This window comes from Marinagarivorans algicola (assembly GCF_001292705.1).
GTDB classification, from domain to species: domain Bacteria; phylum Pseudomonadota; class Gammaproteobacteria; order Pseudomonadales; family Cellvibrionaceae; genus Marinagarivorans; species Marinagarivorans algicola.
Genome location: NZ_LGAK01000070.1, coordinates 1 through 11,784, shown reverse-complemented (window position 1 = coordinate 11,784; position 11,784 = coordinate 1). Strand labels below are relative to the sequence as shown.

General features: G+C 48.4%; 15 protein-coding genes. All 15 read right to left on the bottom strand.

All coding sequences use genetic code 11. The features are described from left to right. Positions 1-37 precede the first annotated feature (37 nt). Positions 38-322 (bottom strand): phage tail assembly protein, encoded by a 285-nt coding sequence (locus tag AC438_RS15815; RefSeq protein ID WP_053982235.1) that lies wholly within the window; start codon positions 320-322, stop codon positions 38-40. 1 nt (position 323) lies between these two features. Further along, on the bottom strand, positions 324-836 hold the full coding sequence (locus tag AC438_RS15810) for a phage major tail tube protein (RefSeq protein WP_053982234.1): 513 nt from the start codon (positions 834-836) through the stop codon (positions 324-326). Next, positions 836-2,293 (bottom strand): phage tail sheath subtilisin-like domain-containing protein, encoded by a 1,458-nt coding sequence (locus tag AC438_RS15805; protein ID WP_053982233.1) that lies wholly within the window; start codon positions 2,291-2,293, stop codon positions 836-838. The genes AC438_RS15810 and AC438_RS15805 overlap by 1 nt, the downstream gene beginning before the upstream one ends. Before the next feature lie 112 nt (positions 2,294-2,405). After that, positions 2,406-3,731, bottom strand: a complete 1,326-nt coding sequence (locus tag AC438_RS15800; protein ID WP_053982232.1) for a phage tail protein — start codon at positions 3,729-3,731, stop codon at positions 2,406-2,408. After that, positions 3,728-4,309, bottom strand: coding sequence for a hypothetical protein (locus AC438_RS15795; RefSeq protein WP_053982231.1), 582 nt, complete (start codon positions 4,307-4,309; stop codon positions 3,728-3,730). The genes AC438_RS15800 and AC438_RS15795 overlap by 4 nt, the downstream gene beginning before the upstream one ends. Next, entirely contained in the window at positions 4,302-5,231 is a 930-nt protein-coding gene (locus tag AC438_RS15790; RefSeq protein WP_053982230.1) for a hypothetical protein, read from the bottom strand. The genes AC438_RS15795 and AC438_RS15790 overlap by 8 nt, the downstream gene beginning before the upstream one ends. After that, entirely contained in the window at positions 5,228-6,196 is a 969-nt protein-coding gene (locus AC438_RS15785) for a phage tail protein I (RefSeq protein ID WP_053982229.1), read from the bottom strand. The genes AC438_RS15790 and AC438_RS15785 overlap by 4 nt, the downstream gene beginning before the upstream one ends. A gap of 2 nt (positions 6,197-6,198) precedes the next feature. Beyond that, entirely contained in the window at positions 6,199-7,110 is a 912-nt protein-coding gene (locus tag AC438_RS15780; protein WP_053982228.1) for a baseplate assembly protein, read from the bottom strand. Then, on the bottom strand, positions 7,107-7,433 hold the full coding sequence (locus tag AC438_RS15775; RefSeq protein WP_238376423.1) for a GPW/gp25 family protein: 327 nt from the start codon (positions 7,431-7,433) through the stop codon (positions 7,107-7,109). Before AC438_RS15775 ends, AC438_RS15780 begins: the two co-directional genes overlap by 4 nt. A 68-nt stretch (positions 7,434-7,501) precedes the next feature. After that, positions 7,502-8,119, bottom strand: a complete 618-nt coding sequence (locus AC438_RS15770) for a phage baseplate assembly protein V (RefSeq protein ID WP_238376424.1) — start codon at positions 8,117-8,119, stop codon at positions 7,502-7,504. Positions 8,120-8,122: 3 nt separating this feature from the next. After that, positions 8,123-8,653: a hypothetical protein gene (locus AC438_RS15765; protein ID WP_053982225.1), complete on the bottom strand. Its 531-nt coding sequence runs from the start codon at positions 8,651-8,653 to the stop codon at positions 8,123-8,125. A gap of 5 nt (positions 8,654-8,658) precedes the next feature. Next, complete coding sequence (locus AC438_RS15760) at positions 8,659-9,117, bottom strand: hypothetical protein (RefSeq protein WP_053982224.1); 459 nt, start codon at positions 9,115-9,117, stop codon at positions 8,659-8,661. A 96-nt stretch (positions 9,118-9,213) separates the two neighbouring features. Next, on the bottom strand, positions 9,214-9,564 hold the full coding sequence (locus tag AC438_RS15755; RefSeq protein ID WP_053982223.1) for a head-tail joining protein: 351 nt from the start codon (positions 9,562-9,564) through the stop codon (positions 9,214-9,216). Further along, positions 9,564-9,902, bottom strand: coding sequence for a DUF2190 family protein (locus tag AC438_RS15750; RefSeq protein ID WP_053982222.1), 339 nt, complete (start codon positions 9,900-9,902; stop codon positions 9,564-9,566). Before AC438_RS15750 ends, AC438_RS15755 begins: the two co-directional genes overlap by 1 nt. Positions 9,903-10,002: 100 nt before the next feature. After that, on the bottom strand, positions 10,003-11,784 hold a 1,782-nt coding region (locus tag AC438_RS15745; RefSeq protein ID WP_053982221.1), incomplete at its 5' end, for a ClpP-like prohead protease/major capsid protein fusion protein.

Genomic DNA, 11,784 nt, shown 5'->3' with positions numbered 1-11,784 from the left:
CAGGACGTATGCGTGGCCAATATCAGCATGGCTTTTTTTAGGTCTTTTTCGGCGTACCGTCCGCAGCCATCGGCGCAAACTTTTTTACAGCGTCTTGCATCCGCTCATAATCACGCAAATCTAAAAGCTCAATAACCCCGCGATCAACACCACACAAGTTGGCAAAAAAAACAATATCTTGATCGGCCGCGTCTTTTTCTTTTTGCGCTAACAGCTGATCGCGCACACGCGGCGCTCGCACCTCAAGCGATGAAATTTTTTCACCTTGAAAATCAATAATAGAACCTAGCGACACTGTGACTTTATTGGTTGGATAAAGCATTTTATAACCCCATTGCTGAACGAATATTGGCTAACTGGTCAACACCACCTAGCTTTCTAACACCATTAATCGCATCAATTTCAACCAGCTCTTGGCCATCAAAAACAGACCGGTAATATTGAAGCTTCATGGTGACTTTTGTCATTTTTTCTTTTTGACTGCCGGTCGTTTGCTCATCACGCTCAACACCGGTAATGGTGCCACGCAGTTCATCAACACAGGCCTTAACTTGGCCATCCCTATTTTGGTAGCTGGTACGCACCGTGACACCAAGGCCCGAGCCATTCACAAACCCAAATAGCCGATGGCTTTGCTCATCCATGCCGTACACGCTGTAGGTCGCCTCCATCGGCTCCATACCATCATCGACGGGCACCGCCATATCCATATCACCCGATTGAAAGTCAGTGGTTTTTATGGTGAGTACCGGCGGCTTATAGGCACCACAATTACCGGCCTTGCCAATACCATCAACCATGACACTATAATTTTTTAATAAATTATCAGCAGCCATTATGCGAACACCTCTGTTAAATATCCGTTGTTAATTTGTGAGCGAAAAATAATATGCTCGGCGGGGTCGGGGGATTTAAAGTCAAAATCAAAATACACAATGCCCTGTAGCAAAGTATTGGCTGTATTTAAATCGGGGTCGGCCCAGCAACGCCCGTCCAAAATCGCGCCTTGCGCCCGCAGCGAGCGCAAAAAGCTATTGGCCCCTGCCGTCACATCATCAACAAAAGTCGCCGTAATATTGCGATCAACCGCCCACTGGTGCGCCAGCTCTATGCTGTCATTGATCACATCGGCTGTACGCCGTGTTTGCTCAAAGGCCCACTTAGGGTCGGCGCTACACGTACGATTACCCCAGTGCCTAAAGCCCCCCTCACGAATCACTGTGCTTACGTTATTTTCATTTAAGACATTGGCTGTGCTGGCGCGGTCGCTCAAACTAAAATCAACCGGCTGAGCGGTCCCCAAAACGCCGTACACCTCTTGATTCGATTTACTCCACCAAAAGCCCTTCTCGGCATCAATACGCACACGCAAGCCCGCCGCAAATGCGCTGTAAGGGCGATCAATGACTTGCTGGGTGTCAGCATCAAACTTTTGCACCCACGGCCAATTTAAATCGACACGCTCGCCAAAGCTTTTGGCTCGGCGCATGGCTTGCTCAATAGTTGCTGTACGGGCATTATCAACATAGGCGATACCGCGTAGCTTTTTCGCTTGTGACTCAAGCGCTTTAGCCGCCGCATCATCATGACTAAAGCCCGTCGCTATTAATAAGCGCGGCTTGTAACCGGTCGTGGCTTTGGCGTTTTTTAATTGGCCAATACCGGTGACAACATTGGCCATTGTCTCGGCGGGATCACTCCCTTTAGCCACACGCACGACAACAACCAATGCGCCTACTTGCTCAAAAATCTCACTCACCGCCGCTGGCAAAGTGCCTGCAGTACCGAGCAACTTAGCTTGGCGCGCAGAGCCTAAAATAAGCGCTGGCGTATTGAGCGGGAAAGGCTCATTTTTACCACCGGTTAAAAACGCTTTAGGTGCGGCATCAACAATACCGCTACCCTCACCCAGTACACTGGCAACCACCAACGCCGCACTATCGCCGGCATTCATGGCCTCTGCCAACTGCACCGCCGTTGTGGTAACAAGGCCCTTTTTATCGGTCCCCAGCACGACAGATAGGGCATTGCCATTACGCGTTACCGTTAAAGCGTTATCCTTGCCGGCCACAGTCATATCAATGCTCACCGCGTTGCCCTCAGCACCTACACCCACGGCGGTTAATGTCAGTGCATTAGCCAGCGCTTGTGAGCCTAGCGTTAAGCGGGCCGCTGCCGCCGATGCCGCTGCTGGCGCGGTACCCACTAACCCAATCACTGAGGCATTCACCAAGCGAATGGGGCGCGCGCCATTATCTAATTCTATAACTTCAATACCGTGTAAAAAGGCCATATATTTTTCCCATAAAAAAACCCGCACAAGGCGGGTTATTAATATTTAACACGTTTAATTAATAAGCATTTAATGAATAAACATTGAATATAAAAACATTCAATTAAAAAACCTAAGCCACTCGTTTCCAAATCGCTAAAACATAATAGGGCGGCAGGCTATTGACCGTGCCGGTTTCAAAGTCATGCGCATGCACCCCGTCCGCGCTAATCGCATGATCATGCGAATCGCCATCACCTTGAATATCGGTATTACGATTAACATAAAACATGCGATTATTATCGAAATCGGTATCGCCGGAGCCCGCTGTATTCGCGCCTAATTTTTCAACATTGTAACCCGCATGATTAAAGGTACGCTCATTTTCAACTAGGTAGGCATCTTTATAGCGATGCGAATGCTCGGGCATTTGAGCTACCGTGAGACTATGGCCTTTTGTTTTAGCGCCGTGATTATGCACACCACCCGATTGCGTTCTACCGCTGTGCTTATGCCCTTTAGCGCCCCCTGTTTTGCCAGGCACGTTAAAACTGACATCGGCCGTGGTTTGGCCCACAATAAAACGACCGCTACTCACACGCTCCCATACGCCATAACCAAAAAGGGCTTTAGGGCTTGCGGTATTATCTAAAAAAACAACCTGCCCAACGGCGACCGCCTGCAATACCGCGCTCGGCTCATTTTGTACCAGCACCAAATTAACCTCAGAGCTAAAGGCCGCTAAAAACTCAATTTGCGTGGCGGTATTGGCGACCCACTGTGATGCGCTTACGCGTACACCGTCAGCATAAACGGCCAGCCCTTGCGCGGTGACCACTTCAAGATCAACCTGCACATCGCCTGCCGCTAGCACGCGTTCTTCTTCGCGTGTATTGACTGTCACGTTGACATTGGCGGGGTCTTTCCACTGTGTATCGCCGTCTAAATTACTGGCCTTCGATAATACTTGCCCTGTAAAACCGCCGGGTATTAAGGCCGATGAGGCAAAGTTAGTTTCAACCCAATCACGTGTCGCCAAGACCCCGCTACCGGTGGTGAGCTGTATCATTTGTGAATTTTCAACAGCAATCACCATGCGCAAAACAAGCTCGGCATTGGCGTTTTCACTGGCTAAGGGTTTGTAAATTTCGGGCGTATTGGCCACTGCAAATACATCACCCTCTTCATCATAAACCGCCAGCTCACGAACGGTAAAGCCGCCTTGATCTGCCGGCACAATAAATTCAACCACAATATCACCGGCTGCATTCACCGAGACAATATTGGCATCGGCGCGGTATTTGGCATTCACCAAATGCGTTTGATCTTGCGACGGCACCACCACCTCACCTTTACCGTCGCCCACAGCCGCAGAGGCCAAAATAACTTGATAGCCACTGACTAATGACCGGCTGATTTTTTCTAAACCCTTATTGGTGACTAAGCTAATAAAATTCATTCATCCCCCAAAGGAATGCCTTTAAAAATAAAACGATTACCCCGCCCCATACTCGCGCCCACCAGTCGGTCAACTTTAAATTGCTCCCCCGATGACGATAAGACAGGGTAAGCAATCTCATAACGATCACGCTGCAAGCGATAAAAAATGTAGTGATCTATTTGATAACTCACTACTATATTGCCTCTGTAAGCCACTTGAATATCTAAATCAACAAAAGGGGAGCTCGCCCCAGCGGCTATACGCGTATTCACATAATTACGAGCATTTAAATCAAACCCATAAATATAAACACCGTCGAATAACTGATAAGCCACAAAAGGCGTGCCCGATTGATCAAAGGCTAAATCTAAGTGAGTCACGCCATCAATTTCTAATAATGTTATCCACGGTGTTTTTTCATTGCGAATACGTAAATGACCGTTAGAAAATGCCACCTCCCAAACATAAGAGGCAATACCCTCTGACACATCATCAATGGCAACAGGGCCAAGGCTTCTCGATTTTAGCGGGCTGATTCTTTGATTGCGTGGATAGGTAAACGCCGAAAAAACAGGTACAGAAGAAAAATCAATCACCCTTAACCCCTGAATGCCGTCCCCATTTAAGCGTAAAAAAAGAATTTAACGTTAATACGCTTTTATTATCTTTCATGATTTTAGGGGTTATTTTTACCTGAAAACGCCACGCCCCACTAGAACTTAAAATGGCTAACCCCCCGATACCTGTTGCAAAATTAGCCTGATTTAAACCAAGGCTTGCACTAACACTCCTCGAGTAAGAGCCTGCCGAATAAGCTGCATAACTCACATTAACTTTAGTACTGGGGTTTAAAACGGGTCCATTCGCATCAATACTCACAAGCTCATCGGACTCACGAAAGTAAACTTGTTGGCTATAAGTTCTAGAGAGATCACCGTTTAAACTCCATCCGGAGCCGCCTACAGCTAAGGCTCTCGCCACAACGGTATGTACAACACCATCAATCGTTAAGGTCCCTGTAAAATCATTCTCTGGCGGAAACATTCTTAAGGTGTATTCGATAAAAAGAATCTCATCCTCTAAGACATTAATAGTGATGGGGTTACCGTCTGAGTCCTTAAATAAAGCACGCGAGAACATCGGCGCATCTTCTTGATTCGAGTCAAAAAAACCAATCTCCCCCAACGGCGCACCACTCACGCTACCCGCTTTAAATTGATACTTTCGCGTATAGGCATGCCACCAAGGGCTGCCACCGCTATTTGTGCTGGAGCCTGAAGGGCCAGCCGCTGAAGCATCTCCCCATCGCGCCACCAAATCTGCTTGACTCTCCTCGGGCGCTGCAGAGCTTTGACCCACTCGACAATATTGTGTCAGCGTAACTGGGCTATCATCAGAGAGGCTATCCAACCCTGTATTCGTGATCATATTATTAAATTGATATTCTTGACGAATATCATGCTCTGACTTACCGATTTTAACGTGCAGAAAACCCGATAATCCTAAATTAATATTCAACTAAAACCTCCAGAACCCTTAAAATCAATGCCACAACTGATGGCGTCATCAATACCCGCAACCTCGATTTTGACCGCTCCACTACCAAAAGAACCATCACCATTAAAACCAATAGATGCCGCCAAAGCCTCATAGGGCACGCCATCAAAATCCACTCGGACTCTTGTCATGGCGCCCGAACCCGAAAATGAAATAGCGCTTGATAGGCTATCTTCTCTGGCCAAAGACTCAGTCCGCGACACCCGCCTCAAAGAGCCTTCACCCGAAAAAACAATGCCCGTATAAAGATCATCGACATTGACAGCTAAGCGATAGCCTTCGCCATTAAATGCTGGCGCAATCGCTAAAACCTCTTCGATAAAATACGGGTAAATAACGCTACTGGTATAGACATAATCAAGCCCGTTATTTTTAGGCGACGGTATCACTTCGAGCGGCCCTCCCACTGCGCAGTACACACCGCTGTAAGTCGCACTGGCCACGCGTAGTGAGCGATGAGACTCGGTGGCAACACGTAACCGCGTTAAATGGGAGCGCGTATTTTTTGAGGAATCGATAAGCTTGTTCGCGCTATAAAAAATATTTTGGGTCACAGGCTTAGCGCCCACTTCAATATCAGCCCAAAACGTATAGGGCGGCATCACCTGTTTATTTTGATGCCACTCGGTGATTGCCGTTTGATAACCTAACGAATTTAACCGCTGCTCAACGGCTAAACGCGTCCCTTTTTTGGCGTGAATTTTAAAACTGCTCGCGACCGTTTCGCGCTTTTGTTGCTCACTCCAGCTGGCATCCCACTCATCAACACTTACAGCCCAAGCTAACCACGGCAGCAATGGCAAAGGGCACCGCCACGGTGACCATAGGTCGCGAATGGGAATGTCTAAATCGGTTAATTTTTTTTGCGTAAAATTAGCCAGCGCCAATTCTAATGGCGTTGTATTCGGCGGTAATAATTGGCTCATAATTAATCGGCTCTACCACCAAAACTCACATCAATGGCGGTACACAAAGGCGCTTGGCTTTTACTGATTTTTAATGATTGCACCGCAGGGTCTAATAATTGCGCCGGCTCAATCAACTCAACGCGCTGTACACCAGGCTGGTGTAAAGCACTTAACACACCGCTTAAAGTGATGTCTTGATCTAGCTTATTTTTTTGCACGGCATATTCAGCCGCCGCCGCTTGAGACGCCTCTAACACCACCGTGTTATCAGGCCCTGGTAAAACGTAAATTTTTGCCGCAATCCGATATCTAACGACCTCGGCGGTTTGCACAATGACCGAATCGGTTAGCGGCCTAACACCCTCATGGCTTAACACCTGCTCAACGGCGGTTAAAATCTCTTGGCTTGCAATACCATCATCATCGAGCGCCAACAGCGTCACAATCACCTCGCCCGCGCTAATGCTTTGCACGCTGGCATCTTTAACGCCCGCATGCGCTGTGCGCGCAAAAAATTCATACGCGCCATCGGGGCCGGCCACACTTAACGCATCCCATGCGAGCTGATAGCGCCTTAGCATGGCCGCATCAGACTCCAACACCGCCTGTTGCGGCGGTATCGCATTTAAATCAGCTGGCTTAATCACTAAACGCTCAACACCGGCAAAGGCCGTTAAATGATCTAAATCATGACCGCGACTAAACGCCAGCATGGTGGCTTTTGCCGCATCGTTAATGCGCTTGCGTATACCCACTTCAACAAAGGCTCCCACCTCTAGCTGCTTAAAAGCGGGGTCTGATTCCACCATCGCGGAGTATTCGGGGTTTAACTCAAAAAACTCATTTTTCCAACGCGCTAGCGCCTCTTCGTAATCTAAGCGCTCAACGATATCGGGTGGCGGCAACTGTGATAAATCAATTACGCTAGTCATCTAATTTGCACGCTCTCAATATGTATTTTTGTATTATCAATCACACGGCGACCCTCAACCGATATATCAACACCGCCGGTCACCGCCCTGACCCAAACACGCTCGACCACAATACGTGGCTCCCACTGCCTTAATGCCTCCGCCGTGGCTGAGACAAAATCTAATCGGGTGTCATCATTGACAGGCGTATCGATTAAATCGAATAACCCACTGCCATAGGTGCGCCGCATAACGCGGCTGCCTATGGGCGTTTGTAAAATATCTCTGACCGACTGATCAAGATGGGCATCACCGCTTAAGCGCTTACCCGTTAATGCACTCATACCAATCATGCTCTTATTGGCTCCTATTAGCCTATTAGCCCTATTAGCCTATTAGCCTATTAGCCCTATTAGCTCGGCATTTTTTTAACCGGCGGCGACACCGCTTTGGCGTGATCATGTAAATTATAAATATCGCGGTCGGCTTGCAGGCTCGCTTTGCCATCACTGACATCGCCGGTTGCCGCAATATTACCGATGACCGTTTGATGCCCCGTTTGCGTAAAATCACCGGTTTGAGTATGGCGACCGGTGTGCTGAATGTCGGCATTGATAATGAGCGTATTGCAATCAATTTGCGCATCGCCACCGGCGATAATAAGGGTGAGTTTTTTATTGTTGCGGTCGTATTTTAAGGTGGTGCCATCGGCATAAACGGTGCTGTGCACATGTTCATCACCGGCAACAGGGTTATCGGCATTTGGTAATGCCGGCATCACCACGCCTTGGGCTAAATCACCGCAAGGCGATAACACCAAAACGCCCTCACCCACAGTTAAAGGCTCCCAGTCGCTCCTTGTGCCCGCACGGCCGCTACTCCACAGAAGCCAGCCCGTCACTAACGCGGGCTCTAGTTCAACCCGACAGCGCGGCGGGCTGGCTTCAAAATCAATGCTATGAATACGACCACGACGCACAAGGTTTGCTAAGCGCCGCTGTAATTCGGCCACCGTATAATGAATATCCATCACTCATGTACCAGGACTTTTTAATTCAGTGTAAAAAGGCTCATTAGGCAGCCCAATCAGTGGGGCGCAGCTACTGAGTATTTTGTGTGGCACCGCGCCCTCATGACCCACATAAGACGAGGCGCCGACATAAATCGGGTGTATAAAATCGACTGACCACAATTCATAGCCCTCAAGCGCAGGCGCAAATGATTCAGGCTGGGCCTGTAGTACGCGTGCGCAATCACCCACCACACCCAGCCGGCTATCATCCACCAAAACCGTCACCGCCATGGCCGCATCACGTACCACACGCTGCACATCGGTTGTCGTACACGAAACCGCCACCACAATCGCGCACGATAAATTTATTTTTTTCTGTGTATCGGCCGGTGAATCGTCGGCGGGCTCCCAATCTTTTACCGCTAAAAAAGCGCAAGGTGAGGCAAAGTCAGCTTTGATATCAGGGTAGACATACACATTTTTTAGCCAACTCAATTCGCGCTTAAGAAAATTAACAACGCTTGCATGGTACTCATCGAGTGTTATACCCATAAATATTACGCATTGCGCATAGCAACACGGCCCCTTAAATCAACGGAATAATGCTTAAAAAAGACATCGGGTAATTCATCAAATATTTGATCTTCAAGCGCCACCCAAAGTGCATCGTCTATTTCGATGCGCTTTTCTTCTAGATCAAACCGGCCGGTACCCACACGTGAAAATATGGATTTTGATTGATTAATTTTTGCAACAAAACCATCACGATAGCTACGGGTACCCACAGCATTGGATGCACTGGAAAAGACAGCACCGGCAGGTGCTCGCCGAGTGCCCTTACGCTTAATGCGGCCACGCAATTGGCTGACAGATAGAGGGTTTAAGCCGTACCACAGCTTAAGCCCTTCATTGCCATTGCTAGAGGTGACTTTAAAGCTTTGAATGCGCTTTTTAAGCAACTTCTTTTTTTTGGGATTAATTTCATTCGCGATCAATGCAACCGCTTTTTTATTCATTGTGACAGCCGTGCGCTTTAACGCACGGCTATACGCTTTTTTACTTCACGCTCAGTCGCTGCATACTGCAAGGCAACATTATCGAGCTCGGCAATATCAATATCGAATATCAGGCTCTGATTCTGATTCATTCACGCGACTCACATAGATTTTACAAAGGCCAGAGCCCTCATGCTCGGGCGGCTTGATGACGGAATAAGCGCGACCTTGAATCGTCAACCTAAAACCTTTCGCCACACCCACCGCATGATGAGATAGCACCTCAAGCGACGCTGAATAATCGGCGATATGACCACCACCTATAGGACTGCCATTAGCCGAAGGATGATTATAAATACCCTCGATAATGGCATCGCGATCGGGATAATGAAAAATAACGGGGATAGAAAAAGCCGCTATCAGGCCGCGATTAACGCCACTAACTTGTTGATCAAAGCTTGGCAGCATTATTCGACCAGTTGGCCGGTAAGCAAGACATCCGCGCTATTATTTCCGCCTTGGGCACCATAGGGAAACACACCAATTTTTTGATTGCCTTCGGCCTTGGCTACCGCCTGATTCTTAGATGCATCCCAATAGGCTACCGCGCCTTGATCAGCCGCTACCGCATTCGCTTTGGGCAGCTGAAATATACCTACACGCATACCCACAAACGGTTTACCCGCCGCTGCATTCGCTTTAGCCACGACCGCTAGCCCATTTAAAATAGACAAAGCACCTGATTTCACACCACCGGCCGGTGCCGTTAAATCAAGATTATTGCCTTCCGATTTAAAATTTTTCATTACAATGCCTTTATTGTCAGGAATAAAAAAAGGCCCGCTAAGGCCTTTTATTATCAAAAATAAAAAAGCCTACTAAGGCCTTTTTTTAACACGATTTACATTAGCCCGCCGCTTTACCCGGATTCTTAACAATTGAGCGATAACTCGCCGGTGCAACACCCGCATCAAGTCGCACTTTAAATTGCGTGCCATCGACGCTCCAGCCTTGCTGCTGATCGAGTTGTGGCATCTCATTGCCATCTAAATAAGCGACTTTAATGGCGCGCTTATTCACGGCAAACCACGGCTTAAAGGCATTTTTGTCGGCGTGATCAAGGCGCGCATCGCCAATGACTTGGGCCATATTACGCACGACGTTTGGCATTTTGGCATCGGCATTGGCAGGGTCAAATTCACTGGCCACTAAGGATTTCATCGCGCCCTCTTGCGAGAGCGATGTTAATAAAAATTCAGGGCGAATATTGAGCGGTGTTTTTGTGCCATCCATTTGCAAACCCATCATCACACGCGCCGCTTGCAACGACTCGACCGAGGGATAGGCTGCATCCATTAAATTGCCGTGAGCGGCATTAAACAGTGCGGTGCCATCAGCCATTTTAGGGTTAGCGGCAAGCACGGCATAAACCAGATTCCCCAAGGTTCTAATCGCCGCGCTACCCATGTGCATGGGGATTTCGGTAAAGGCACCAAGATCATCGTTAATAATGGCTTGGCGCGTAATTGAGAACATTTTACCGTAAGTCGCTAGCTGTATATTCTCGCCACGGTCACCAAAGGTCGCTTGCTTATACTCGCCGCCTTCGGCGACTTTATCGAGCGTAGGGAACGACTCTAAGGCCACGGATTTATTGATTTTAAAATCAGACAGATTGGCTTTGGTGGTCCACTGTTGGAAAGTTTCTTGCGCGAACTCATACCCTCTTTCTAAAGACTTGCGCGCAACATCTTGCAAAATATTGCCAAAATCAGACGAGGAGTGAGTAAACGCGCTAGCCACAACACCCATACGATCTTGGCCATAAGCGCTCACACCGCGCTCCGTTAAGCACATGCGAGCCGCTTCGATCATGGTTAAGCCCACGTAGCTGTTATCGGCTTCGGCGGCCACAATGCCTGCACGCGAGCCGATAGCGTTAACCATCGCATCTTTAATAATATTGCCGTTGGTAAAGTGGCCAGCAATACCCGCTACAGGCTGACCCCCTGCCGGTGCCGATTGCTCACCGAGCTTGGCCAGCAATTGCTCACGCGCTTTATTTTCGGTGCAGCTCATATCATTCATACACGCTTGCATAAGCTCCGCATGTGCAGGAAAGCCATTAAATACCGCATTCACGCTATCGCGGCGCGCCTGCTCGCCGGCTAAAGCTTGCGCGGTGATTTCTGCCTCTGTTTTTTGCGCAGCCACTTGTGATACAGGAGCTTGTGACACGGCAGGTTGTGATACTGGCGCAACGACGACAGGCTGTACATCAGCTCCTGCAGCCGGCGGAACAACCGTTGAACCTTGAGCACGAGGGCTCACCATATTTTTAGCTTGTGGGGGCATATCGTTAAAATCCTCTACTCGATTGGATTGAAGTTTGGCAGACGCTTCTACCGAATTAGTTAATACGTTAGCAAAACCCATATCAATGGCTGACTGGCCCATTAACCATGTTTCACTGCGTAGCATGTCTTTGAGTTCATCCGTGGTTTTACCGGTTTTTTGCTCATAAGCCTTTAATAGACCGGCTTCAAAATTATCTAAAAAATCGGCATATTCACGCATATCATCGGAATTGCCCCCTTGATAACCCCAAGGCTTGTGGATCATCATCCACGCGTTATCGGCAATGTGGATGACGTCGCCGGCCATCGCGATAACAGAGGCCATGCTGGC